Consider the following 24,421-nt stretch of genomic DNA (forward strand, 5'->3'; position numbering starts at 1 on the left):
GCTCACGACTCCAGATGCAGTTCCTGGATCTTGCGCGTGATCGTATTACGGCCGATGCCGAGCCGCTCGGCCGCCTCGACCTTGCGGCCGCGCGTGAAATCCAGCGCCTCGCGGATCACCGCCGCCTCGAAGCGGCGCGCCAGTCCGTCCATCACGTCGGCCGAGTTCTCGCGCAACAGTCGTGCAACCTCGGTGCGCAGCCCGTGCTCCCACAGCGGGAAGCCTCCCGCGCCACCGTTCGGCGCGGCCGCGATCGGCACGCTGGCGGACAGGCCCGCCACACCGCCCGGCACGCCTGCCGCAGGCTGGGCGGACGTTCCGTCGATGCCCGCCACCGCCTGCGGATCCGCCCCGTCGCCCGCGACGACAGTCGCCGTCGCGCCGGACGGCAGCAGGTCGGGCGGCAGATCCTTGATCTCGACTGTCTGTGCGGGCGCCATCACGGTCAGCCAGTTCGCGAGGTTCTCCAGTTGCCGCACGTTGCCCGGAAACGGCAGCGAGGTCAGGTACGCCAGCGTCTCGTCGGACACCCGCTTCGGCTCCACGCCGAGATCGCGCGCGCTTTTCTGCAGGAAGTGGCGCGTAAGCAGCGGAATGTCTTCCGAGCGCTCGCGCAGCGCCGGCAGCCGCAGGCGGATCACGTTCAGGCGGTGATACAAGTCCTCGCGGAACAGCCCCTGCCGCACGCGCGACTCGAGGTTCTGGTGCGTCGCCGCGATCACGCGCACGTTCGCGCGCAGCGGATTGTGGCCGCCCACACGATAGAACTGGCCGTCGGACAGCACGCGCAACAGGCGGGTCTGCAGGTCGAACGGCATGTCGCCGATTTCGTCGAGGAACAGCGTGCCGTTCTCGGCCTGCTCGAAGCGGCCCTGGCGCGTCGTCTGCGCGCCGGTGAACGCGCCGCGCTCGTGGCCGAACAGTTCGGACTCCAGCAGATCCTTCGGGATCGCCGCGGTGTTGAGCGCGATGAACGGGCCGTTCGCACGCGGGCTGTGGCGGTGCAGCGCGCGCGCGACCAGTTCCTTGCCGGTGCCCGACTCGCCGGTGATCAGCACCGTCGCGGCCGAATGCGACAGGCGGCCGATCGCGCGGAACATGTCCTGCATCGCCGGCGCCTGCCCGAGCATCTCGGGGGCCTCGGCGACGCGATCGTCCTCGGGCACGCCGCTGCGCAGGCTCTCATCGACCGCGCGGCGGATCAGCTCCACCGCCTTGTCGACGTCGAACGGCTTCGCCAGATACTCGAACGCGCCGCCCTGGAACGCCGCGACGGCGCTGTCCAGATCCGAGAACGCGGTCATGATGATCACCGGCAGCGCCGGGATCCGCTCATGCACCGCCTGCAGCAATTCGAGGCCCGAGCCGCCCGGCATCCGGATGTCGGACACCAGCACTTGCGGCGTGTCGTGGTCGAGCGCGCCGAGCGCGTCGCGCACGTTCGCGAAACTCTTCGTCGCGAAGCTCTCGCGGGCGAGGGCCTTTTCGAGCACCCAGCGGATCGATTGGTCGTCGTCTACAATCCAGATCGGCTTCATAGGTCGGTCAGAGGTATCGGTGGGTCGCGGTGTCGCCGCTCAATGATCGAGCGGCAGCAAAATCTGAAATTCGGTGTGTCCGGGCCGGCTTTCGACCTCGATCATCCCGTCGTGCTGCTGCACGAAGGTCTGCGCGAGCGTCAGGCCAAGGCCGCTGCCGTCCTCCCGGCCGGACACGAGCGGATAGAAGATCCGGTCTCGGATGTCCTCGGGAATGCCGGGGCCGTTGTCGATCACATGCAAATCCAGTGCCAGCTTGTACAGGCGCTTCGCGATCGTGACCTTGCGCGCGATCCGCGTGCGCAGCTCGATCCTCGCGTCGCCCTGCGCGATCCGCTCGCGCAGCGCCTGCGCCGCATTGCGCACGATGTTGAGCAGCGCCTGGATCAATTGCTCCTTGTCGCCGCGCAGGTCGGGCACGCTGACGTCGTAGTCGCGCTCGATCGACAGCCCGCGCGGGAATTCGGCGAGCATCACCGCGCGCACGCGCTCGCAGACTTCGTGGATGTTCACGTCGCCGACGATGTGCGGGTGGCGATGCGGCTCGAGCAAACGATCGACGAGCGTCTGCAGCCGGTCGGATTCCTTGATGATGACCTGGGTGTATTCGCGCAGCTCGCCGCGTTCGCGCTCGCCGAGCTCGAATTCGAGCAACTGCGCGGCGCCGCGGATGCCGCCGAGCGGATTCTTGATCTCGTGCGCGAGATTGCGGATCAGTTGCTTGTTGACCGCGGTGAGGTCGTGGATGCGTTCCTCGCGATCGGTGCGCGATTGCCGCTCGTTCTCGAACAGCTCGACGAGCACGAAGTCCGGCGCGCTTTCGAGGAAGCCGACGATCGCATGCACGTGCAGCGGCTCGCGGCCCGGCCGGTCGAGCACCGTGTCGAGATGCGTCGCGTGAAAGCGCTCCTCGCCGATCGCGGTGATCGTCGACGCCAGCTCGTTCGCGTTCGGAAAGATCTCGCCCCACGGCCGCTGCGCGAGCTGCCGCCGCGAAATGTCGAGCATCGCCTCCGCAGACGGATTCGCGAACGCGATCTTGAGGGTCTTGCGGTCGAGCACGAGCACGACCGTCGGCAGGGCCTCCAGCCCCGACAGCAGGCCTGATCGCGCCAGCCTTTCGTCCTCCGCCGGACGTTCAGGTTGCCCGGTTCTCGCCTTGATCAGATTCTTCAGAACCATCTTGCGTGCGTGTCGCCCGAAAATTGTCAAGTCGACGGAACAAAAAAGGGACGGCTGGGCACCGTCCCCTTTTCAGACTCCGCTGCTTCCGCCAAGGCCTGCGCGGCGGAAGCTGGCCGGCGTGGCGGCGCTTCGTCCGCTGATGCGTCGAAGCGCCATTGCCACTTACAGCGAGTAGTACATCTCGAACTCGATCGGATGCGTGGTCACGCGGAACTTCGCCAGTTCCTGCTCCTTCAGCGCCAGGTACGCATCGAGCATGCCGTCCGTGAACACGCCGCCACGGGTCAGGAACTCGCGATCCTTGTCCAGCGCTTCGAGAGCCTGGTCGAGGCCTGCGCAGACGGTCGGGATCTTTGCATCCTCTTCCGGCGGCAGGTCGTACAGGTTCTTGTCGGCGGCTTCGCCCGGGTGGATCTTGTTCTGCACGCCGTCGAGGCCGGCCATCATCAGCGCCGAGAAGCACAGGTACGGGTTCGCCATCGGGTCCGGGAAGCGCGTTTCGATACGGCGGCCCTTCGGGTTCGACACGTGCGGAATACGGATCGATGCCGAGCGGTTGCGTGCCGAGTAGGCCAGCTTGACCGGTGCCTCGAAGTGCGGGACGAGACGCTTGTACGAGTTCGTCGTCGGGTTCGTGATCGCGTTCAGCGCGCGAGCATGCTTGATGATGCCGCCGATGTAGAACAGCGCGAATTCCGACAGGCCGGCGTAGCCGTTACCCGCGAACAGGTTCTGGCCGTCCTTCCAGATCGACTGGTGAACGTGCATGCCCGAACCGTTGTCGCCGACGACCGGCTTCGGCATGAACGTTGCCGTCTTGCCGTACGAGTGCGCGACGTTGTGGATGATGTACTTCGACCATTGCGTCCAGTCGGCGCGCTCGACGAGCGTCGAGAACTTCGTGCCGATTTCGTTCTGGCCCTGGCCCGCCACTTCGTGGTGGTGCACTTCGACCGGAATGCCGAGCTGTTCGAGCAGCAGGCACATTTCCGAACGCATGTCCTGGAACGTGTCGACCGGCGCGACCGGGAAGTAGCCGCCCTTCGTGCCCGGACGGTGGCCCGTGTTGCCGCCTTCGAATTCCTTGCCCGACGACCACGGCGCTTCTTCCGAGTTGATCTTCACGAAGCAGCCCGACATGTCGGTATTCCACTGCACCGAGTCGAAAATGAAGAATTCCGGCTCCGGACCGAAGTAGGCGGTGTCGCCCAGGCCCGTGCTCTTCAGGTACGCTTCGGCGCGCTTCGCGAGCGAGCGCGGATCGCGCTCATAGCCCTTGCCGTCGGCCGGCTCGACCACGTCGCAGGTCAGCACCAGCGTCGACTCTTCGTAGAACGGGTCGATGAACGCGGCGTTCGGATCCGGAACGAGCAGCATGTCCGACGCTTCGATGCCCTTCCAGCCCGCGATCGACGAGCCGTCGAACGCATGGCCGTTCTCGAACTTGTCTTCGTCAAACGCCGACACCGGCACCGACACGTGCTGCTCCTTGCCGCGCGTATCGGTGAAGCGGAAATCGACAAACTTGACGTCCTCGTCCTTCACGAGCTGCATGACGTCAGCGACGGTTTTACTCATAACCTCTTCTCCTGATTGAACAATACCGGCGGACTGGGACCCGCCTCGTTTATCGAGCTGCTCGGGGGCGCCGCACACAGGCAGCGCGCGCCGAAACGACCGACATCTATAAAGCAGCTTCCGTGCCACTCATGCGCCAGATCGGCGCGAATCGCGCGCAGCCTCGCCGGGACGGGGCTTCGACGCGCGATTTCGGGGCTTGCCGCGCAGCAAGCGGACGGAAACACGCACACACATGGTGCAATTTAACGCATGAAACGGATGATATGCCTTGCGTTGGGGCATGCGCGTTATTTTGCACCTTTTCGGTGACACACACGATCTGCACGCCGCGGTGCGTTCGGACGTCGCGCAGAAACGTCGCGATAGAATAACCGTTTCACCGATACGGAGACCTCCTGCCATGAGTACGCTAGAACAGCTTTACGCTAAGGCCGACGAACGCCGCGTGCAAGGCGCGCTGAATTATGCCGGCGCGCTGCTGCCCGGCGAAGCGCTCGAACTGCTGCAGCTCGATCCGTCGGCGCGTCTCGTGGACGTGCGCACCCGCGCGGAGCTGGACTGGGTCGGCCGCCCGCTCGTCGGCGACGGCCAGTACGTGCATGTCGAATGGACCCGCTACCCCGGCGGCGTGCCGAATGCCGAATTCGTCGAGCAACTCAAGGCCGCCGTGCAGTCGGGCACGCCGATCCTGTTCCTGTGCCGCAGCGCCGCCCGCTCGAAGCTCGCCGCGGTCGCCGCCGCGCAGGCCGGCTTCACGAAGGCGTTCGACCTGCTCGAAGGCTTCGAAGGCGGCAAGGACGGCGAAGGCCATCGGAAGACGGTCGACGGCTGGTGCTATCGGCACTTGCCGTGGGTCGGCGCGTAACGACACGCCTGCGCCGCCACCCCATCCTTCGTCATCGTCGAGCCGGGCGATGACATGTCGATGACGGGCCGCCTCGCGCGGCCCGTGTCGTTCTGGCGCCCCGTCACGCGCGCGGCGTGTCGGGCTCGACGATGTCGCCGCCGAGCAGATGCACGCCCTCGCGCAGCTTCACGAACGCGGCTGCGACCGCTTCCGGCTCCCCCTTCACGCCAAGATCGATGTGGCGGCGCGCATAGATGCCGCCGCGCTCCGCGTCGCCGACGCTCGGCAGGCTGAACACCCGCACGCCCTGGAAATCGCGCTCGATCTGCTCCATCAGCGGCGTGAGCGTCGACTCGGGCAGCTCGAACACGTAGAGCGAACGCTCCGCGTGCGGCGTCGCGTGGTGCAGGTGCGCGTAGCGGGTGTCGAGCACCCATTCGATCATCGGCCACGCCATCACCGGAAAGCCCGGCACGAAATGGTGATGGCCGACCGAGAAGCCCGGAATCCGGTTGTAGCCGTTCGGGATGATCGTCGCGCCGCGCGGAAACACGCCCATGTTCAGGCGATGCAGGTTTTCCGGCGAGTCGAAGTCGAGCGGCACGTTCGGATCGGTGTGCGTCTCGCGGATGCGCGCCTCGATCAGCAGCTTCGCGTCCGGATGCAGCTCGAGCGGCACGCCGAGCGCCGCGGCCGCGCACTGCCGCGTATGGTCGTCCGGCGTCGCACCGATGCCGCCCGTCGAGAACACGATGTCGCCCGACGCGAACGTGCGCGCGAGCGTCGCGGTGATGCGCGCCGGATCGTCGCCGACGTACTCGGCCCAGTCGAGCGCGAGCCCGCGTGCGCCGAGCAGCGCGATGACCTTGGCCAGATGCTTGTCCTGCCGGCGACCGGAAAGGATTTCGTCGCCGATGATGATGATGCCGATACTCATGCCTGCCCCATGTCGATGACGGTGCTGTCCGGCGTCGCGCGCAAGTCCTCGAGCGCGCGCAAGCAGTAGAAGCCGAACCACAACGCCGAAAACACCAGAATGAACGTGTAAACCCAGATCATCGCCGCCGCGACGAACGGAAACAGCACCATCATCCAGATCGACGACACCCAGATGAAGGTCGGCACCGTGCCGAGCAGCCCGGTCGCGATGCCGATGCCCAGCAGCGGCCAGCGGTGCCGGCGCACGAGCGCGCGGCGCTCGTCGCGGCTCGCGTGCTGCGCGAGTGCGTCGTAGGTCATCACGCGATAGGTCAGCCAGCCCCAGATCAGCGGCGGCAACAGCGCGAAGAACGGCGGAATCAGCCACAGCGGCAGCGTGACGACAAGCAGCACGATGCCGGCGAGCGCCGTCCACAGCGAATTGAACACGCTGCCGAGCCAGGTGCCGCCCCGCTTCATCTCGAGCGACGCGAACTGGCGGTTCGACAGATGCGTGACGACGACCGGCATCGACAGCGTCGCGATCAGCGTCAGCACGGTCAGCACGATGAGCGGGATCGCGAGCGACACGACGACGAACGGCGCGACGACCGCATGCAGTTGCGGCATGCCGACCGCGTCGAAGGCCCGGTAAAGCGCCGCCGCCAGCGCGAAGCTGTCGAGCGCGGCGCGGGCGGTGTCGACGAGCGGCTGCCAGCTGAACCACAGCACGACGCCCCAGACGAGCGCGGCGACGACGAACGGCATGAAGGTGAGCCAGAGCATGCGCGGGTGCAGCGCACTCGCGAACGCCCGGACGAAGGAGCGCAGCAGGTCGTTCATGCAGGCCGGTCTCGACGGAGAAGTTCGATGGACAGGAAAGGATAAACTACACGGCCCCCGCGCGCCAAAGCGCGCAGGGGCCGTCACGAACGAAACCCGCCGGCCGGCGCTCAGGCCGATGCCGCGCCGCCCCGGGTGGCGAACAGGCGGCGGGCGATCCGCACGAAGGCGAGCACGTGCTGCGCCCAGAACCCTTCGCCGTACGACTCGCCCTCGATCTGCTCGCGGATGCCGGTCGGCTCGACCGTGCGGTTCCACGACGCGGTGCCGAACATCATGTCCCACCACGGGAACAGCACGCCGAAGTTGCAGCCGTACCTGGTGCCCTCGTGGCCGTAGCCGACCGCATGGTGGCGGCGGTGGAAGGCCGGGCTGACGATCAGGCGCTCGCCGAGCCGGCCGAACGGCAGCCGCGCGTTGATGTGCTGAATGCTCTGCACGAAGTTCGTCAGCGCGGTCGCCACCACGAACTGCGACGGCGGCACGCCGATCACGAGCGCGATCGCCGCGAAGAAGCACGCCTGGATCAGGTCGTCGAGCAGGTGGTTGCGGTCGTCGCACCAGAGCGTCATCTGCCGCTGACTGTGGTGCACCGCGTGCAGTTCCCACCAGACGCCGAACTTGTGTTGCCAGCGGTGATACCAGTAGCCGGCGAAGTCCAGCACGACGATGTAGATCGCGAACGTCACGGCCGGCTTCGACGTCACGCCCGGCCACAGGTAGTCGAGATTGAAATTGGCGAAGCCGTGCAGGCGCAGCCATCCCTGGAATTTGTCGAACACCGGCTGCAACGCGAAGAAGAAGAACAGCGCGAAGATGCCGAGCTTCGTGATCAGGGTATAGATGACGTCGACCCGCACCGACTTGCGGTTCTCCCACTTCTCGACCGGCCAGAGCACTTCGAGCGGGCGCAGCAGCACGTACATCGCGACCACCTGCAGCGCGCCGACGATCACCCAGTAAAGGGCGTCGTAGGTGTTCTCGTCGTAGTCCATCAGGTCGAACCTGAACAGGAACGGCTGCACGACGTCGATATACAGCCAGGTCTGCACGCTCGTGACCAGGCCGTCGAGCGCGGCGGCGATCATGTGGAACATGGCCCGCTCCCCTCGCGCGTCACGCGCCATTCGCCGCTCTCCACGGCGCGCGGTCGAAGAAATAGAGGCCGTGCGGCGAGCGGCCGACGGAGATCGTCTGCACCAGCTTGCGCGACGCGAGATCGATCACGCCGACCTTCTTCGCGAAGCGGAACGTCACCCACAGCGTCTTCCGGTCGCCCGACAGCTCCATGTCGTCCGGCCCCGGCAGCAGGCCCGTGATGTCGCCGACGTTGGTGAGCGTGTTCTCGTCGATGATGCTGATCGTGCTTGCGACGCGGTTCGACACGGCGACGTGCGTGCCGTCGGCGAGCGAGCGGAAGTTGTGCGCGCCCTTGCCGGTCGGGATCGTCTTCACGACCTTCTGGTTGCGCCAGTCGACCACCGCGACGTAATCGGCGCCCGTCATGCCGACCAGCAGGTACTTGTCGTCCGGGGTGAGCCAGAGGCCCGCCGGCACCTTGCCGACCGGCATCTTCCACTTGACCGTCTGCGTCGCGAGGTCGATCGCGGCGATCTCGCCGGACACCTGCAACGACACGAGCACCGTCTTGCTGTCCTTCGTGAACGCGAGGTGGCTCGGCATCGTCTGCAGCGGGATGCGCTTCGCGAGCTTGAGGTCGCGGCCGTCGTAGCCGTAGACGTCGACGCGGTCGAGCCGCAGGCCCGTCGACACGAACCACTTGCGGTCCGGCGAGAAGCCGAGCTGGTAAGGATCTTCGATCCCCTCGACGGTGCGTTGCAGCTTGCCCGTCTTCGGATCGAGGAACATCAGGCTGTTCGAGACCGAATTTGCGACGATCAGCGACGAATTGTCGGGCGTCGCCATCAGGTGGTGCGGCTCCTTGCCGGTCGGCATCGTGCCGATGACCTCGCGGGTCTGCGGATCGATGAGGGACAGAGTCGCTTCGGCGGAATTGAGGACAATGACGTTATTCGCGTGCGCGGCGGGCGCCAGCACGGCGGCGGCCACGGCAAACGCGCGGCCAAGAGAAAGAAGAGTACGCATGAAGGCTCACGTCGTGGAACAACTGTCATTGTAGAACGCGCCACCCGCCCCGCCGGTTGACGGAAGCGGGTGTTGCGCCACAGTGACGCAGGCGGTCAGCGCTGCATCGATTCCCAGACCTTGTGAAGCCGCTTGACCGACACCGGCATCGGCGTGCGCAACTCCTGCGCGAACAGCGAGATTCGCAATTCCTCCAGCAGCCAGCGGAATTCCGCGAGGCGCGGGTCGGCGACGCCGCCGCGCTGCGACACGGCGCGCTGGTATTGCTGCGCGAGCGGCTGCAGCTCGGCGAGCTGCTTCGCGTCGCGGGCCGGATCGGCCTTCAGCTTGTCGATCCGCAGCGCGATGCCCTTCAGGTAGCGCGGGAAATGCGCAAGCTGGACGTAAGGCGTGTCGATCACGAAGCGTTTGCCGATCAGCGCGCCGATCTGCTGCTGGATGTCCGCGTGCGCGGACGCGAACGGCTTCGCCTGCGCGAGCTTCTTCGCGAGGCCCGCGTATTCCGCGAGGATCTGCCCGACGAGCCGCGCGATCTCCTGCGCGAGCAGGTTCAGCCGGCTGCGGCCCTCGTCGCGGCGCGCGTGGAAGCTCGCGTCGTCGTCGGGCAGCGGCTCCTGCAGGCACGCGCGGTCGAGCGCCGTGTCGATCAGCTGGTCGCGCAGTTCGTCCTGCGTGCCGAGCGACATGTACTGCATCGCCATCTCGCGCAGGCCCGGCAGGTTCTTCTCGAGGTACTTGATCGGTTCCTTGAGCTGCAGCGCGAACAGCCGCCGCAGCCCGGCGCGGTGGATGCGCGCGGCCTCTTCCGGCGAATCGAACACCTCCACGTCGCAATGCGCGCCGCGATCGACAAGCGCCGGGTAGCCGAACAGCGTCTGGCCGCGCCGGCGGATCTCCAGCAGTTCGGGCAGCTTGCCGAAGCTCCACGTCGTCAGGTTCTCGTACAGCGCGGTCGCGCCCGCCTCGGCCGGCGCGACGGTTTGCGGGGCCGGACCACGCGCGCCCTTCGCGCCGCCGCCGGCGGACGGCGCGGCCACGGCGGCCGCCTCCGGCTCGCCGGCCGCCGTCATCGTCGACGATGCGGCGATCTTCTGGAACTGCTGCTGCGCCTGCGCGCCCAGCTCGGCGCGAAGCTGCGCGAGATTGCGCCCCATCGCGAGCTGGCGGCCGTGCTCGTCGATCACCTTGAAGTTCATGAACAGGTGCGCGGGCAGCGTCTCCAGCTTGAAGTCGGCCGTCTTCATCGCGACCTGCGTCTGCTCCCGCACGTCGGCGATCAGCGCCTCGACGAGCCCGCCCGCGACCGGGCCGGCCGTGCCCGCGCCAGCTGCACCCGAGCCGGCCACGCCAGCCCGCGCACGCCCCGTCCGCTCGACGAAGCCGGCCGCGTATTCCGGCAGCGGCACGCAGTGGCGGCGCAGCTTCTGCGGCAGCGACTTGAGCAGCAACTGCACCTTTTCCTTCAGCATCCCCGGCACGAGCCACTCGGCGCGACGCGCATCGACCTGGTTCAGCGCGAACAGCGGCACCGCGAGCGTCACGCCGTCGCGCGGCGCGCGCGGCTCGAAGTGGTAGCTGAGCGCCATCTCGACGCCCGCCATCGTCGCGCGCTTCGGGAACAGGTCGGTCGTCACGCCCGCCGCCTCGTGGCGCATCAGGTCGTCGCGCGACAGGTACAGCAGGCGCAGCTTGTCATCCGGCTGGCCGCTCTTCTTCACCTCGTCGCGATACCAGCGTTCGAACGCGGCGCCTGTGTGGATGCCGGCCGGCAGCGCCTGGTCGTAGAACGCGAAGATCAGCTCGTCGTCGACCAGCACGTCCTGCCGGCGCGACTTGTGCTCGAGCTGCTCGATGTCGGCGAGCAGCTTGCGGTTATGCGCGAAGAACGCGAGCTTCGTGTCGAACTCGCCATCGACGAGCGCGCCGCGGATGAACAGTTCGCGCGCGCGCGCCGGGTCCTGCCGGCCGAACGCGACGCGCCGCCGCTGGTAGATCGTCAGGCCGTACAGCGTCGCGCGCTCGAACGCCGTCACCTGCGCGGGACGCTTTTCCCAGTGCGGCTCGGACAGCGACGTCTTCAGCAGGTGCGCGCCGACCTTCTCGATCCACTCGGGCTCGATCTTCGCGATGCAGCGCGCGTACAGCCGGCTCGTCTCGACCAGCTCGGCCGCCATCACCCAGCGCCCCGCCTTCTTCACGAGCGCCGAGCCGGGCCACAGGAAGAACTTGATGCCGCGCGCGCCGAGGTAATGCGGATCGTCGTCGGCTTTCAGGCCGAGGTTGCCGAGCAGGCCCGTCAACAGCGCCAGATGGATCTGCTCGACGGTCGCGTCCGCGTCGTTCAGGCGCCAGCCGTGCTCGCGCACGACGGTCAGCAGTTGCGAATGGACGTCGCGCCACTCGCGCAGCCGCAGATGCGACAGGAAGTTCGCGCGGCACGCGTCGATCAGCTGGCGGTTCGACTTCTTGTGCGCGACCGCCTCCTCGAACCACGTCCAGATCTTCAGCCACTGCAGGAATTCCGAGCGCTCGTCGGCGAACCGGCGGTGCGCCTGGTCGGCCTGCTCCTGCGCTTCGAGCGGCCGGTCGCGCGGGTCCTGCACCGACAGCGCGCTCGCGATCACGAGCACTTCGCGCAGCGCCTGCTGGTCGCGCGCGGCGAGGATCATCCGGCCGACCCGCGGATCGAGCGGCAGGCGCGCGAGCTCGCGCCCGAGCGGCGTGAGCACGTTGTCGTCATCGACCGCGCCGAGCTCGTTGAGCAACTGATAGCCGTCCGCGATCGCGCGGCCCGGCGGCGGCTCGAGGAACGGAAACGACTCGATCTCCGTCAGGTGCAGCGACTTCATCCGCAGGATCACCGACGCGAGCGACGAGCGCAGGATTTCGGGATCGGTAAAGCGCTGCCGCGCCTGGTAGTCGGTCTCCTCGTACAGCCGGATGCAGATGCCGTCGGCGACCCGGCCGCAACGGCCCGCGCGCTGGTTCGCGGCGGCCTGCGACACGGACTCGATCTGCAGCTGCTCGACCTTGTTCCGGTACGAATAGCGCTTCACGCGCGCGAGTCCGGTATCGACGACGTAGCGAATGCCCGGCACCGTCAGCGAGGTCTCGGCGACGTTGGTCGCGAGCACGATGCGGCGCGCGTTCGACGCCTTGAACACCTTGTCCTGCTCGGCCGCCGACAGCCGCGCGAACAGCGGCAGGATCTCGGTATGCGGCGGGTGATGCTTGCGCAGCGCCTCGGCGGCGTCGCGGATCTCCCGCTCGCCCGGCAGGAACACCAGCACGTCGCCCGGGCCTTCGCGGCACAGCTCGTCGACCGCGTCGACGATCGCGTCCATCAGGTCGCGCTCGGCCTCGCGCGCGGTTTTCACGCGGTCGCGGCTCGCGGTGCCTTCCGCATGTTTCACGGCGGGCCGGTCCTCGGCGACCGGGCGATAGCGCAGCTCGACCGGATACAGGCGGCCGCTCACCTCGATCACCGGCGCGGGGCGCTCGTCGCTGCCGAAATGGCGCGCGAAGCGGTCCGCATCGATCGTCGCCGACGTGACGATCAGCTTCAGGTCGGGACGCCTCGGCAGGATCTCTTTCAGGTAGCCGAGCAGGAAGTCGATGTTCAGGCTGCGCTCGTGCGCCTCGTCGATGATCAGCGTGTCGTACGCCTTGAGGAGCGGATCGGTCTGCGTCTCGGCGAGCAGGATGCCGTCCGTCATCAGCTTGACGGACGCGCCCGGCGCGAGATTGTCGGTAAACCGCACCTTGTAGCCGACCACCTCGCCGAACGGCGTGCCGAGCTCCTCGGCGATGCGCCGACCGGTCGACGATGCGGCGAGCCGGCGCGGCTGCGTGTGGCCGATGAGGCCGGCGCCGCCCGCGCCGCGCCCACGGCCGAGCGCGAGGCAGATCTTCGGCAGCTGCGTGGTCTTGCCCGAGCCCGTCTCGCCGCAGACGATCACGACCTGATGATCGGCGATCGCGCGCGCGATCTCGTCGCGCCGCCCGGAAACCGGCAGGCTTTCGGGGAACGTGATCGGCGGAACGGGATTGGCGGTGGCCGGCTTCGGTGCAGCCGGCCTGGGCGCGACCGGTTTAGCCGCGGCCGGGCTGGGGGCGGCTGACTTTGACGCGGCCGGCTTAGGTGCGGCCGGCTTAGGTGCGGCCGGCTTAGGTGCGGTCGACTTGGGCGCGGTCGAGCCGGGCGCGGCTGACTTGGATGCGGCCGCGCCGGGCATCACGCTCGCGCGCGGCGCTCGCTCGGGGTGCGCCGGACGCGCGTCTTGTGCGGCGGGCTGGCCCTGCGGCTTGCGCGTGTCGCGCGCACCATCCGGGTGCTGGCCCGACGGCGCGCCGGCCCGCGCTGCCGCGGGACTTTTAGGTACATTCGACATGGGGGCGCATTATAATCCCGGCCATGAATTCCCAAACCGACCTCCCCACCGTCCAGTCCGGCGCCGCGAACCCCGCGACGCCCGACGATGCCGCGAATCACGCCCAGTTCGTCGACTGGATGCGTGCGGTCGCGCCCTACATTCACAAGTTCCGCAACAGCACGTTCGTCGTCGGTTTCGGCGGCGAGGTGGTGCAGCAGGGACTCCTCAACGCACTGGTGTCCGACATCGCGCTGCTGCAGGCGATGGGCATCCAGATCGTGCTGGTGCACGGCTCGCGGCCGCAGGTCGAGGAGCAGCTGAACCTGCACGGCGTCGAATCCGAATTTTCGCACGGGCTGCGCATCACCGACGCGCGCGCGCTCGAATCGGCGAAGGAAGCCGCAGGTGAGGTGCGACTCGACATCGAGGCGGCGATCAGCCAGGGCTTGCCGAACTCGCCGATGGCGCATGCGCACATCAGCGTCGTGTCGGGCAACTTCGTGACCGCCCGCCCGGTCGGCATCCTCGACGGCGTCGATTTCGCCCATACGGGCGTCGTGCGCAAGATCGACGCCGAATCGATCCGCCATTCGCTCGCGAGCCGCAAGCTCGTGCTGCTGTCGCCGCTCGGCTTCTCGCCGACCGGCGAGGCATTCAACCTGTCGATGGAGGACGTCGCGTCGGCGGCGGCCATCGCGTTGCGCGCCGACAAGATCATCTTCCTGACCGACGGGCCGGGCATCGTCGACGAGACGGGCGAGCTGGTACGGGAAATGTCGCTCGACGTGGCCGCCGACCTGCTCGACTCCGGCGACCTGCAGGGCGACGACGCGTTCTTCCTGAAGCATGCGATCCGCGCATGCCGCGGCGGCGTGACCCGGGCCCACCTGATCCCGCAATCGCTCGACGGCAGCGTACTGCTCGAACTGTTCCTGCACGACGGCGTCGGCACGATGATCTCGTACGAGAACCTCGAGAGCCTGCGCGAGGCGACCCCGGACGACGTCGGCGGCATCCTGTCGCTGATCGAACCGCTCGAGACGGACGGCACGCTGGTGCGGCGCGGCCGCCACCAGATCGAACGCGACATCGACCACTTCTCGGTGATCGAGCACGATGGCGTGCTGTTCGGCTGCGCGGCGCTGTATCCGTATCCGCTCGAGAAGATCGGCGAGATGGCGTGCCTGACGGTCGCGCCCGAGGCGCAAGGCTCGGGCGACGGCGAACGGCTGCTCAAGCGCGTCGAGCAGCGCGCGCGGGCACGCGGCCTCACGCACATCTTCGTGCTGACGACGCGCACCGAGCACTGGTTCCTCAAGCGCGGCTTCGTCAAGGCGAACGTGGACGACCTGCCCGAAGACCGCCGCAAACTCTATAACTGGCAGCGCAAGTCGCTCGTGCTGATGAAGCAGCTCTGAGCGCCCGCCGCCCTCCCCCAGACCGCTTACAGGAGAAGTACACGATGGCTCGAATGGTTCAATGCGCGAAGCTCGGCAAGGAAGCCGAAGGTCTCGATTTCCCGCCGCTGCCGGGCGAACTCGGCAAACGCATCTACGACAGCATCTCGAAAGAGGCGTGGCAAGGCTGGCTCAAGCAGCAGACGATGCTGATCAACGAGAACCGCCTGAACATGGCCGACCCGCGCGCGCGTCAGTACCTGATGAAGCAGACCGAGAAGTATTTCTTCGGCGAAGGCGCGGATCAGGCAGTCGGCTACGTGCCGCCGGAACAGGCCTGACACGCCTGCCGCGGCAAGGCGGCGCCCGGCCTCCGGGCAACCGCCTTGCCGCCCCTTCCATCCCCCCGCGCCGCTCACACCGGCCGCCAGCCCCGCGACGCGCCCGCCTCCGGGTTCGTCTGCACCCCGCCTTCACCGTCGTCCGATTCCGCCAGATCCGCCCGTTCCGCCGTCGACAGCTCGCTTGCGCGATAGCCGGTTCGCTGCAGCAGCGCGAGCATGCAGGCGAGCGACACGCACGCGTAGAGAGCGGACGCGATCGCGACCCCGGTGATGCTGCCCGTCGCATTCAGGATCGCCTGCGCGAGCACCGGCGTGCCGCCGCCGACGACGAGCGAACAGAGCTGATAGGCAAGCGACAGCCCGGTATAGCGCACGTGGGCCGGAAACACGCGCGCGAGCACGCCGCCGACCGCGCCGTAGAACATCGCCGACGGAATCGTCGACAGGCACATCCCGGCGACCGCGATCCAGTACGAGCGGGTTTCGATCGCATGGAACATCGCGGGCATCAGCACGAACTCCGGAATCAGGATCGCGCACATCGCGCGGCGCATGTCGATCCGCGACACGAGCCACGCGCCGAGCGGCTGCGCGACGAACTGCACGACGAGCGACAGCGCGAGCATGCCGAGAAACGTGCCGGGCGCGTAGCCGAGCGTCTTGGTCGCCCACGACAGCGCGAACGTGCTGCGGAAGTACGTGACGTGGATCACCGGCAGCGCGCCCGCGGCGAGCAGCACGACCGGCCAGTGGTCGCGCAGCACCTCGGCGAGCGGCAGCTTCACCGTGCGCTTGCGCTGCAGCACGCGCCGCATGTCGTCGGACTCCTCGAGCTTGAGGCGGATCACCATGCCGACGATCACGAGCACCGCCGACAGCACGAACGGAATGCGCCAGCCCCACAGCAGGAAATCGGGCGTCGGCAGCGCGCTCAGCGCGAAGAACGCGCCGGTCGCGAGCAGGTTCCCCGCCGGCGCGCCCTGCTGCGCGAACGCCGCGTACAGGATGCTCTTGTGCTTCGGTGCGCTCTCGCTCGCGATCAGCACCGCGCCGCCCCATTCGCCGCCGACCGCGACGCCTTGCAGGAGCCGCAGCGCGACGAGCCCGACGGGCGCCCACGCGCCGATCTGCGCGTAGCCCGGCAACAGGCCGATGCCGGTCGTCGCGAGGCCCATCATCACGAGCGTCACGACGAGCGCCTTCTTGCGCCCGACCCGGTCGCCCAGATGCCCGAACACGATGCCGCCGAGCGGGCGCGCGGCGAACCCCGCCCAGAACGTGACGAACGCGAGCAGCGTCGCGACGCCCGGATTCATCTCGCCGGAAAAGAACACCTTGCCGAACACCAGCGCGGCGGCGGTGCCGTAGATGTAGAAGTCGTACCACTCGATCGTAGTGCCGACGAATGCCGCCCAGGCGGCGCGTGCAGGCCGGCGGCCTGCTTCGTGAGGGGCTTGCTGACGGTTCATCGATGTCTCCATGCTTGTTGTGGGCGGCGCGACTGCCGCGCGCCTTGCCCCGGGTCTGCTTCCAGATGGAACGTGCACGCGCTCCATGTGCAAGCAGACCCTGTGGTGGCCGGTTTCGCCGCCGGCCTGCGGCTCACGCCCGGTTCACGCCGACGACTTCAGCACGCCCGCGTCGATCAGCCGCTGTTGCAGCGCCGGATCGACGCCGAGGCGATCGAGCACCGCGCGTGTGTCGCGGCCGAGCGCCGGCGGCGGGCGGCGGTACGTCGCGGGCGTGCGCGACAGCTTGATCGGCGATGCGGTGCCGCGATACCGGCCCAGCTCGACGAGCAGGTTCCGGTGCAGCGTATGCGGGTGGTTCGCGACGTCGCCGACCGTCTGCACCGGCCCGCACGGCACGCCGGCCGCCATCAGCTGCTGCGCGAGCGTGTCGCACGCGTGTTCCGCAAGCCGCGCCTCGAGCGCGGCCTTCAGCGCCGGACGATGTGCGCAGCGGCTGCGGTTGTCGACGAAGCGCGGATCGCGCGCCAGCGCAGGCTCACCCAGGTGCGCGCACAGCTTCGCGAATTGCCGGTCGTTGCCGACCGCGAGAAAAATCGGCACCGTCGCCGTGCGATAGCTGTCGTACGGCGCGATGTTCGGATGCGCGTTGCCGCTGCGCGCGGGCACGCGCGCCGAACCGAAGAAATTCGGCAGATGCGGATGCAGCAGCGACACGCCGCAGTCGTAGAGCGCGATGTCGATCGACTGGCCGCGGCCGCTCCTGTCGCGCTCGGCGAGCGCAAGCAGGATGCCCGCGAGCGCGTTGAGGCCCGTCACCATGTCGACGATCGGCAGGCCGATACGCATCGCGTCGCCGTCGCGCTCGCCGTTGACGCTCATCAGCCCCGCCATCGCCTGGATCACCGCGTCGTAGCCGGGCAGCCCGCCGAGCGGGCCGTCGGCGCCGAAGCCCGTCACCGCGCAATGGATCAGGCGCGGGAAGCGCGGGCTCAGGTCGCGCGCGTAATCCATCCCCCAGCGCGCCAGCGTGCCCGGCTTGAAGTTCTCGACCAGCACGTCGGCGTCTTCGAGCAGGCGCCAGAGGATCACGCGGCCTTCGTCGCGCGACAGGTCGACGGCGAGACCCTCCTTGTTGCGGTTCACGCCCATGAAATACCACGCGGTGTCGTCGAGAAACGGCGGCCCCCAGCCGCGCGTCTCGTCGCCTGCCGGCGGCTCGATCTTGACGACCTGCGCGCCGTGATCGGCGAGCGCCTGCGTGCAGTACGGGCCGCCGAGCACGCGGCTCAGGTCGACCACCTTCAGGCCGTCCAGCGCGCCACGGGATGCGTTCATGGCGCCTCCTTCGGCAGCAGGCCGAGCGCCGCGTCGAGCGAGACCGGCTTGCCGCGCAGCAGCGCGTCGATGACGGGCGCGTCGCCCGCCTGCGCCGGCACCGCGAGCGGATCGGCGGGCAGCAGCGTGTGGCGCAGGATCAGGTGCGCGAGCGCGAGGCGGCGGCAGTCCGGCGCAAGCCGCACGCCCTCGCATGCCATCAGGATCGCCGCGCTCGCGTAATACAGCGCCGAGCCGGCCTGGCGCACGCTCGCGTCGTCGCCGCTCGCCGCGACCTGCGCGAGCGCGTCGCACGCGCGCGCGAGCACGCGCCGCAGCCACGCGCGGCTCGCGCCCGGCAGCGGTGCCTCGCCGAGCTGTTCGGCGAGGAACGCGCGCAGCGCATCGAGCGCCGCTTCGCGCTGCGCGGCGCGCGCGATGTCGAGCGCGACGATGTTGCTCGTGCCTTCCCAGATCGAGCCGAGATGCGCGTCGCGCACCAGCCGCGCGTCGCTCCACTCCTCGATGTAGCCGGTGCCGCCGCGTACCTCCATCGCGTCGCCCGTTACGCGCCGCGCATCTCGGCACGCGCGAAACTTGATCAGCGGCGTCAGGATGCGCACGCAGCGCGCGGCCGCCGCGTCGCCCGCGTCCGCCTGCGGCAGCAACAGCGCGATCTGCATGAACATCGTGCGCGCCGCCTCGGTCGGCAGCAGCATCTTCACCAGCTGGCGCTGCATCAGCGGCATGTCGATCAGCGTGCGGCCGAACGCCTCGCGATGCGCGGCGACGTGGAGCGCCTCGTTCATCGCGCGCCGCATCAGCCCCGCCGCGCGCACGCCGTTCGACAACCGCGACATGTTGATCATGTCCGCCATCTGATGGAAGCCGCGGCCGATCTCGCCGATCAGGTGGGCGTCGGCACCGTCCAGCGCGATCTCGCCGCTCGCCATCGAGCGGCTGCCGAGCTTGTCCTTCAGGCGCACGATCCGGTAGCGGTTGCGCGAGCCGTCCGGCAGCGTCTTCGGCAGCAGGAACAGCGCCAGCCCCTTGATGCCGTCCGGCGCGCCGTCGGGCCGCGCGAGCACCATCGCGAGATCGGCGTCCGCGTTCGAGCAGAACCACTTGTCGCCATACAGCCGCCACACCGCGTTGCCTTGCGCGTCGGTCTCGCGCACCGCGCGCGTGGCGATCCGGCCAACGTCGGAGCCGGCCGCCTGCTCGGTCATGAACATCGCGCCCTGGTACAGCGTGTCGAAGTCGCGCGACGCGAGCATCGGCAGATAGCGCTCGACCAGCGCCGGATCGCCGAAGCGGCGCAGCGTGCGGGTCAGCGAGTCGGTCATGCTGACCGGGCAGCACAGGCCGAACTCCGCCTGCACGAACAGGAAGGTCAGCGCATATTTGACGAGCGGCGGCGCCGGCTCGCGCTGGTGGCTCAGCGATGCAAGCCCCAGCTCCGCGTAGGCCGCGCGCTCCAGCGCGACGTAGGCCGGATGCTTGTCGATGCGCTGCAGCGGCTCGCCGCGGCGGGTGCGGTGCACGAGCGCCGGCGGATGCCGGTCCGCGCATGCCGCCCACTCGTCCAGCTCGCCGGTGACGCGCGCGCCGAGCGCGTGCAGTTGCGGCGCGAGCGCCGCGTAGCGCGCGTCGCCGAGATGCAGCCTCAGCAACGCGGCCAGATCGGGATCGGCGGTAAAGAAATTGACGCCCCGGCTGTCGGGGATGTTGTCGGCGCCGGCGCGCGGCGCGAAAGCGGTCTCGTTCATGTGTCTGCCTCCTGGTTCGCTCAGCGTAGGCGGGCAGACGATAAGCGTCCAATACACGATTCATCCGGCACGATAGACTTAGCTTATCGATAACGCCCGACGGGAAACGCGATGGAACTGAGGCAGTTGCGCTATTTCGTGGCGGTCGCGGAGGAGCTGCACTTCGGCCGGGCGGCCAAGCGGCTGTTCATTTCGCAGCCCGCGTTGAGCTTCGACATCCGCAAGTTCGAGGAGGCGCTCGGCGTGCAGCTGTTCGCGCGCACCAGCAAGTCGGTCGCGCTGACGAACGCGGGCGAGGTGCTGCTGCGCGAGGCCCGCCGGCTGCTGCTGCAGGCGGCGGAGGCCGAGCGCCTGACGGTGCGCTCGGCGTCGGGGCTGGCGGGCCGGCTGCGGATCGGTTTCGTCCATTCGATGCTGTATCGCGGGCTGCCCGGCGCGGTGCAGCGCTTCGAGGCGGACTATCCGAGCGTCGAGATCGTGTTGAGCGAAATGAACACGCAGGCGCAGGTGCAGGCGATCCAGCGCGGCCAGATCGATCTCGGCTACGCGCACTGGGGCCACTTCCCGGCGGAGATCGTCTCCACGCCGATTTTTTCCGAGCCGTTCGTATGCTGCCTGCCCGCCGCGCACGCGCTCGCGCGACGCAGTGAGGTCGAGCTGGCCGCGCTCGCGGACGAGCCGTTCATCCTGTTTCCGCGCGACGCCGCGCCCCACTATCACGACCTGATCATCGCGCAGTGCGTGAACGCCGGCTTCAGCCCGCTGATCCGCCACGAGGCGCGCCTCTGGCAGACCGTGCTGTCGATGGTCGAGTTCGGGATGGGCGTCGCGCTCGTGCCGCGCGTGCTGCAACAGGCGCGCAGCACGCGGCTCGCGTTCCGGGCGTTCACGGACGCGCCGCTCGAATCGCGCACGCTCGAACTGAAACGCAGCGGCGACGCCGAGCCGGTCGCGCTGCGCTTCGCCGAGTATCTGCGCAAGGCGATCGAGGCGCTGCCCGCGCGTGGAGAGGATTGAGCGCGTGCGGCGGAACAGGCATGTTGCGCCGGATGCAGCGACGGGCGTCGGAGGCGGCCCGCGCGTCGATTCGGCCAGGCAGTCAACGAGCGAAAATGTCCGCGGAGGCACGTGCTGCGCATCTCTCTAAAAAAATTTGCAGAAAGTGCTTTACGAACCCCAAAAGCTCTGACATAATTTCATCTTCTTCGGGCGGTTAGCTCAGCGGTAGAGCACTGCCTTCACACGGCAGGGGTCACTGGTTCGATCCCAGTACCGCCCACCAGAATTCGTGGGTGTGTTGGAAGCCCGAAGAATAAAGGCCCTCTGGCGAAAGCCGAGGGCCTTTTTCTTTTCTTGCTGTCCCAGGAAACGCCTCCGTGCATGAGCCATCGGACTGAGAAGTGGCGGATCAGCATCTAATGCCGGGGCCTCGAAATCACACACTCCGGCGCCGGAGCGCGCGCCAAGATAGTGCTCCGCCTACCAGCAGCACACTCAATCCCCAATAGAATTGCAATGCAAGGCCCTCAGTGAAGGCTGGGTCTCCGAGGTCTGCACGCCCCTGTTGCCGCAGAACGAACTGCACGCCTCTACCCAGCGGGGAAAGCATGTCCACGGAGAGGAAATCGACCACGACAAGCTCCAGCAGAAATGTCAGATACCAGCCCAATACGACGGCTAATGCAACGCCGATGAGCAGTGACACTACGGCGCGCGACGGTGTTTTGAAGCGCGCGCCCTCATAGCGGCTCGTCTCGACGCGATCATGACGAGACCGCCAGTATCGCCACGCGATATGGCCATATGCAAGCACCCCAGCGACCAGCATCACGCATGTGACCAGTAGCCAGAGCAACGCAAGCGTTTCCAGGTCGTTCGGATTGTCGAGCTCCCCGTTTCCGGTGAACCGCAACGCGGCGCGCAACGACATTTCGAGAAAGAACGGCATATTGCAGAAACAGTCGGCAATCGCATGTGCAAGACACCATCCACCAACGATGGCAATGGTCGCACTCGCCGACAACCGGAATATTACGGAAAGCAATTGTGTCATCGCACCTCGACGGTCCCGTATGCCTTAAGGGTTGTCCCCGGAACCGGCAGATCCGGTTTGCGCGAACGGAGGTGACGTTCAAGACGATTGAAGTCCGAGGGGTGAACGATCGTAATGCACCCCATGCTCAGTCGTGCAGGTCCCATGGGGTGCAAGCGGAAATTGCCTCGCCTTACGCCGTTGATCATCGTAGTGTCACCAGATGACGGGTTCCAAAGCGCAAACCATTTTTTTTGATCCGTTGCCCCCCATCCATACTCTCCCCAAAGGTCGTAAATAAAGCCAAGTCGTCCGCCCGACTGGCGATCGACCAAGTAATATGTACCTTTCGGAATTGGACCGATATCCTTTTGATTCACGGCTGCTGGATTGCCACGGCCATGCTTCTGCCCAGAAAACGCAGCTATCGGCCCGATTCCGTCGCAGCGAAGCCACGAAGTTTGCTGATGGTCCAAATGGAAACTGCATTTGATGTCACGCATCCAATGCCTCTCAGGACATGTTCCAGGCATCCCTGAAAATCATGTTCCCATCGAGATACGACCATTGGATCTGCTCATACATGAGTTCCACTACTTCAAAATGCGTCCGATGCTGGCTCGACTGTTCTTTGATATTTGGCACGCGAGGTGACACGGAAATTACCTTGACGTTGTTCATCAGCATATTGAAATACTCCTCCTCTTTCCCCGCTTCGGTAGTTCGATACCACTTAACTTCTGCCGATTTCAACGTCATTCCACGCGCTACGGCCATGTATAACAAAGGCGAAGACCGATCGATCTCCTTCTCAATCGTTAACGGTCGATGCGATCGTCCGCACATCAACTTTCCGGTATTACCGTCAGCCTGTGTATGAATTCCATGCGAAAGACTCAGCACCTCGATACTACCCTCTCGACCAGCTACTTCGCTTGAACCCCGCATGTCCGCGCCGCCGTCGTCCTTCAACCAAAGATGTAATGGAATCGCCATGGCACCTCCATCTCAAAAATAAAACTCTCACACATCTCCGGCACATTAACAGACACTCTCTCCATATTCTCCGCATTGGTTTTATCTCAATAAAAAACTGTTTCGAATTGTGTCCTCTCACCGGAACGCACATTGCAACGCGGCAATCGCACGACCTCCGGTCGAACGCAATCAGATGCCGACCAACACCCGCCCCGCCGTCGCATCGATCGCCCGCTTCGCCTTCCCGACCAACTCGTCGACCTCCTCCTCGGTGATCACGAGCGGCGGCGACAGCAGCATCCGGTCACCGGTCGCGCGCATGATCAGATGACCGTCGAAGCAGAAGTCGCGGCAGATCGTCCCGACCTCGCCGCCGTTGTCGAAGCGCACGCGCCGCGCCGGATCGCGCGCCAGCTGAATCCCGGCCACCAACCCCACGCCGCCGATCTCGCCGACGATCGGATGCCCGTCCAGCGCTTCGCGCAGCCGCCGCTGGAAATACGGCCCGATGTCGCGCTTCACGCGCGCGACCACGCCGCCGTCGCGCAGCACCCTCAGGTTCGCGATGGCCACGGCCGCGGCCACCGGATGCCCCGAATACGTCATCCCGTGATTGAATTCGCCGTGATCGATCAGCGCGTGCGCGATCCGGTCGTGCAGCGCCACCGCGCCCATCGGCACGTAGCCGGAGGTCAGCCCCTTGGCGAGTGTCAGCAGATCCGGCTCGAAGCCGAACTGCTGGTGCGCAAACCATTCGCCGGTGCGCCCGAAGCCGCCGATCACCTCGTCGGCCACGAGCAGGATGTCGTACTTGCGGCAGATGCGCTGGATCTCAGGCCAGTAGGTCGACGGCGGGAAGATCACGCCGCCCGCGCCCTGGAACGGCTCGCCGAAGAACGCGGCGACGTTCTCCGCGCCAAGTTCGAGGATCTTCGCTTCGAGCTGCCGCGCGCGCGCGAGGCCGAACGCCTCGGGCGTCATCCCCGGTTCGGCTTCGCCGAAGAAATACGGCTGGTCGATGTGCACGATGTGCTCGACCTTCGACGGCATCTGCTCGTGCATGTAGCCCATGCCGCCGAGCGTCGCGCCCGCGATCGTCGAGCCGTGATAGCCGTTCGTGCGCGAGATCACATACTTCTTCGACGGCTTGCCTTGCGTGCGCCAGTATTGATGGACGACGCGCAGCGCCGTGTCGTTACCTTCCGAGCCGCTGTTGCAATAGAAAAAGTGGCTGAAGCCGGCCGGCGTCAGTTCCGCGAGCAGCGCCGACAGCTCGATCACCGGCGGGTGGGTCGTCTTGAAGAATGTGTTGTAGTACGGCAGTTCCAGCATCTGCCGGTATGCGGCGTCGGCGAGTTCCTTTCGGCCGTAGCCGACGTTCACGCACCAGAGCCCCGCCATCCCGTCGATGATGCGGTTGCCATCCGAGTCCCACAGGTAGACGCCGTGCGCCCTGACGATCACGCGGCTGCCCGCGCGGTTGAGCGCGCCCATGTCGGAGAACGGGTGGATGTGATGTGCGGCATCGAGCGCGCGATACTGCGCGGTCGTGCGTGGCGCGGTCGGCGACGCCGCGCCGGATGACGCCACGCTAGATGACACTGTGCCGGATGATGCCGCACCGGATGACGAAGCACCGGACGACGATGCCCCGGCGCCGCTCGCGCCCGCATCCGGCATCGCTGCCAATCGATCGATCATGTTGCCCTCCTCGCGGCCGCGGC

19 protein-coding genes and 1 tRNA gene are annotated in these 24,421 nt (G+C 67.1%); 5 read left to right on the forward strand and 15 right to left on the reverse strand.

Features of this window, described 5'->3' with window-relative positions; all coding sequences use genetic code 11:
• Positions 1-2: 2 nt before the first annotated feature.
• From ntrC to glnA, 3 genes are all read right to left on the reverse strand, one after another.
• Positions 3-1,538 carry a nitrogen regulation protein NR(I) gene (ntrC, locus tag LIG30_RS15745; RefSeq protein WP_038713533.1) on the reverse strand — a complete coding sequence of 512 codons (1,536 nt, stop codon included), beginning with the start codon at positions 1,536-1,538 and terminating at the stop codon, positions 3-5.
• A 39-nt stretch (positions 1,539-1,577) separates the two neighbouring features.
• Positions 1,578-2,720, reverse strand: coding sequence for a nitrogen regulation protein NR(II) (gene glnL / locus LIG30_RS15750; protein WP_038713534.1), 1,143 nt, complete (start codon positions 2,718-2,720; stop codon positions 1,578-1,580).
• Positions 2,721-2,885: 165 nt separating this feature from the next.
• On the reverse strand, positions 2,886-4,301 hold the full coding sequence (gene glnA / locus LIG30_RS15755; RefSeq protein ID WP_038713535.1) for a type I glutamate--ammonia ligase: 1,416 nt from the start codon (positions 4,299-4,301) through the stop codon (positions 2,886-2,888).
• Positions 4,302-4,704: 403 nt separating this feature from the next.
• Here glnA and LIG30_RS15760 point away from each other — a divergent pair, with 403 nt between their 5' ends.
• Complete coding sequence (locus LIG30_RS15760; protein WP_038713536.1) at positions 4,705-5,169, forward strand: rhodanese-like domain-containing protein; 465 nt, start codon at positions 4,705-4,707, stop codon at positions 5,167-5,169.
• A gap of 103 nt (positions 5,170-5,272) precedes the next feature.
• On the opposite strand, the gene LIG30_RS15765 is transcribed toward LIG30_RS15760, so the two are convergent.
• From LIG30_RS15765 to hrpA, 5 genes are all read right to left on the reverse strand, one after another.
• Entirely contained in the window at positions 5,273-6,088 is an 816-nt protein-coding gene (locus LIG30_RS15765; protein ID WP_038713537.1) for a competence/damage-inducible protein A, read from the reverse strand.
• Entirely contained in the window at positions 6,085-6,912 is an 828-nt protein-coding gene (locus LIG30_RS15770; RefSeq protein WP_038713538.1) for an EI24 domain-containing protein, read from the reverse strand. Before LIG30_RS15770 ends, LIG30_RS15765 begins: the two co-directional genes overlap by 4 nt.
• 110 nt (positions 6,913-7,022) lie before the next feature.
• Positions 7,023-8,009: a sterol desaturase family protein gene (locus tag LIG30_RS15775; protein WP_038713572.1), complete on the reverse strand. Its 987-nt coding sequence runs from the start codon at positions 8,007-8,009 to the stop codon at positions 7,023-7,025.
• Between the two features lie 19 nt (positions 8,010-8,028).
• Positions 8,029-9,018 (reverse strand): YVTN family beta-propeller repeat protein, encoded by a 990-nt coding sequence (locus tag LIG30_RS15780; RefSeq protein WP_038713539.1) that lies wholly within the window; start codon positions 9,016-9,018, stop codon positions 8,029-8,031.
• 95 nt (positions 9,019-9,113) lie between these two features.
• Entirely contained in the window at positions 9,114-13,409 is a 4,296-nt protein-coding gene (gene hrpA / locus LIG30_RS15785; RefSeq protein ID WP_038713540.1) for an ATP-dependent RNA helicase HrpA, read from the reverse strand.
• 23 nt (positions 13,410-13,432) lie between these two features.
• Here hrpA and argA point away from each other — a divergent pair, with 23 nt between their 5' ends.
• Both argA and LIG30_RS15795 read left to right on the forward strand, forming a co-directional pair.
• On the forward strand, positions 13,433-14,809 hold the full coding sequence (argA, locus tag LIG30_RS15790; RefSeq protein ID WP_038713541.1) for an amino-acid N-acetyltransferase: 1,377 nt from the start codon (positions 13,433-13,435) through the stop codon (positions 14,807-14,809).
• Between the two features lie 44 nt (positions 14,810-14,853).
• Positions 14,854-15,129, forward strand: coding sequence for an oxidative damage protection protein (locus LIG30_RS15795; protein ID WP_038713542.1), 276 nt, complete (start codon positions 14,854-14,856; stop codon positions 15,127-15,129).
• A 74-nt stretch (positions 15,130-15,203) separates the two neighbouring features.
• Here the strand turns inward: LIG30_RS15795 and LIG30_RS15800 are convergent, their stop codons facing one another.
• The 3 genes from LIG30_RS15800 to LIG30_RS15810 all read right to left on the reverse strand — a co-directional run bounded on the left by LIG30_RS15800 (position 15,204) and on the right by LIG30_RS15810 (position 19,687).
• On the reverse strand, positions 15,204-16,601 hold the full coding sequence (locus LIG30_RS15800) for an MFS transporter (RefSeq protein WP_038713573.1): 1,398 nt from the start codon (positions 16,599-16,601) through the stop codon (positions 15,204-15,206).
• Positions 16,602-16,745: 144 nt separating this feature from the next.
• Positions 16,746-17,939: a CaiB/BaiF CoA transferase family protein gene (locus LIG30_RS15805; RefSeq protein WP_038713543.1), complete on the reverse strand. Its 1,194-nt coding sequence runs from the start codon at positions 17,937-17,939 to the stop codon at positions 16,746-16,748.
• A complete protein-coding gene (locus tag LIG30_RS15810) occupies positions 17,936-19,687 on the reverse strand; it encodes an acyl-CoA dehydrogenase family protein (protein WP_038713544.1) in 1,752 nt (583 codons plus the stop codon). The genes LIG30_RS15805 and LIG30_RS15810 overlap by 4 nt, the downstream gene beginning before the upstream one ends.
• 111 nt (positions 19,688-19,798) lie before the next feature.
• On the opposite strand from LIG30_RS15810, the gene LIG30_RS15815 reads away from it, so the two are divergent.
• Both LIG30_RS15815 and LIG30_RS15820 read left to right on the forward strand, forming a co-directional pair.
• Complete coding sequence (locus LIG30_RS15815) at positions 19,799-20,704, forward strand: LysR family transcriptional regulator (protein WP_038713545.1); 906 nt, start codon at positions 19,799-19,801, stop codon at positions 20,702-20,704.
• Positions 20,705-20,894: 190 nt separating this feature from the next.
• Positions 20,895-20,969, forward strand: a tRNA-Val gene (locus LIG30_RS15820).
• Between the two features lie 153 nt (positions 20,970-21,122).
• On the opposite strand, the gene LIG30_RS15825 is transcribed toward LIG30_RS15820, so the two are convergent.
• The 4 genes from LIG30_RS15825 to LIG30_RS15835 all read right to left on the reverse strand — a co-directional run bounded on the left by LIG30_RS15825 (position 21,123) and on the right by LIG30_RS15835 (position 24,398).
• Positions 21,123-21,740, reverse strand: coding sequence for a hypothetical protein (locus tag LIG30_RS15825; RefSeq protein WP_152986111.1), 618 nt, complete (start codon positions 21,738-21,740; stop codon positions 21,123-21,125).
• Complete coding sequence (locus LIG30_RS25405) at positions 21,737-22,222, reverse strand: DUF2778 domain-containing protein (protein WP_083494058.1); 486 nt, start codon at positions 22,220-22,222, stop codon at positions 21,737-21,739. Before LIG30_RS25405 ends, LIG30_RS15825 begins: the two co-directional genes overlap by 4 nt.
• A gap of 10 nt (positions 22,223-22,232) precedes the next feature.
• On the reverse strand, positions 22,233-22,715 hold the full coding sequence (gene tssD, locus LIG30_RS15830) for a type VI secretion system tube protein TssD (RefSeq protein ID WP_038713547.1): 483 nt from the start codon (positions 22,713-22,715) through the stop codon (positions 22,233-22,235).
• A 171-nt stretch (positions 22,716-22,886) separates the two neighbouring features.
• Positions 22,887-24,398 carry an aspartate aminotransferase family protein gene (locus tag LIG30_RS15835; protein ID WP_235510315.1) on the reverse strand — a complete coding sequence of 504 codons (1,512 nt, stop codon included), beginning with the start codon at positions 24,396-24,398 and terminating at the stop codon, positions 22,887-22,889.
• Positions 24,399-24,421 lie beyond the last annotated feature (23 nt).

The sequence above is a fragment of the Burkholderia sp. lig30 genome (genome assembly GCF_000687455.2).
Lineage (GTDB): Bacteria > Pseudomonadota > Gammaproteobacteria > Burkholderiales > Burkholderiaceae > Burkholderia.

What these genes read in the sequence shown, in the direction of transcription:
- argA (WP_038713541.1), top strand. Translation starts at nt 13,433, where the DNA reads ATGAATTCCCAAACCGACCTCCCCACCGTCCAGTCCGGCGCCGCGAAC.
- LIG30_RS25405 (WP_083494058.1), bottom strand. Translation starts at nt 22,222, where the DNA reads ATGCGTGACATCAAATGCAGTTTCCATTTGGACCATCAGCAAACTTCG.
- glnA (WP_038713535.1), bottom strand. Translation starts at nt 4,301, where the DNA reads ATGAGTAAAACCGTCGCTGACGTCATGCAGCTCGTGAAGGACGAGGAC.
- glnL (WP_038713534.1), bottom strand. Translation starts at nt 2,720, where the DNA reads ATGGTTCTGAAGAATCTGATCAAGGCGAGAACCGGGCAACCTGAACGT.
- ntrC (WP_038713533.1), bottom strand. Translation starts at nt 1,538, where the DNA reads ATGAAGCCGATCTGGATTGTAGACGACGACCAATCGATCCGCTGGGTG.
- LIG30_RS15805 (WP_038713543.1), bottom strand. Translation starts at nt 17,939, where the DNA reads ATGAACGCATCCCGTGGCGCGCTGGACGGCCTGAAGGTGGTCGACCTG.
- LIG30_RS15800 (WP_038713573.1), bottom strand. Translation starts at nt 16,601, where the DNA reads ATGAACCGTCAGCAAGCCCCTCACGAAGCAGGCCGCCGGCCTGCACGC.
- LIG30_RS15810 (WP_038713544.1), bottom strand. Translation starts at nt 19,687, where the DNA reads ATGAACGAGACCGCTTTCGCGCCGCGCGCCGGCGCCGACAACATCCCC.
- LIG30_RS15780 (WP_038713539.1), bottom strand. Translation starts at nt 9,018, where the DNA reads ATGCGTACTCTTCTTTCTCTTGGCCGCGCGTTTGCCGTGGCCGCCGCC.
- LIG30_RS15795 (WP_038713542.1), top strand. Translation starts at nt 14,854, where the DNA reads ATGGCTCGAATGGTTCAATGCGCGAAGCTCGGCAAGGAAGCCGAAGGT.
- LIG30_RS15760 (WP_038713536.1), top strand. Translation starts at nt 4,705, where the DNA reads ATGAGTACGCTAGAACAGCTTTACGCTAAGGCCGACGAACGCCGCGTG.
- LIG30_RS15775 (WP_038713572.1), bottom strand. Translation starts at nt 8,009, where the DNA reads ATGTTCCACATGATCGCCGCCGCGCTCGACGGCCTGGTCACGAGCGTG.
- LIG30_RS15835 (WP_235510315.1), bottom strand. Translation starts at nt 24,398, where the DNA reads ATGATCGATCGATTGGCAGCGATGCCGGATGCGGGCGCGAGCGGCGCC.
- LIG30_RS15825 (WP_152986111.1), bottom strand. Translation starts at nt 21,740, where the DNA reads ATGACACAATTGCTTTCCGTAATATTCCGGTTGTCGGCGAGTGCGACC.
- LIG30_RS15770 (WP_038713538.1), bottom strand. Translation starts at nt 6,912, where the DNA reads ATGAACGACCTGCTGCGCTCCTTCGTCCGGGCGTTCGCGAGTGCGCTG.
- LIG30_RS15815 (WP_038713545.1), top strand. Translation starts at nt 19,799, where the DNA reads ATGGAACTGAGGCAGTTGCGCTATTTCGTGGCGGTCGCGGAGGAGCTG.
- hrpA (WP_038713540.1), bottom strand. Translation starts at nt 13,409, where the DNA reads ATGTCGAATGTACCTAAAAGTCCCGCGGCAGCGCGGGCCGGCGCGCCG.
- tssD (WP_038713547.1), bottom strand. Translation starts at nt 22,715, where the DNA reads ATGGCGATTCCATTACATCTTTGGTTGAAGGACGACGGCGGCGCGGAC.
- LIG30_RS15765 (WP_038713537.1), bottom strand. Translation starts at nt 6,088, where the DNA reads ATGAGTATCGGCATCATCATCATCGGCGACGAAATCCTTTCCGGTCGC.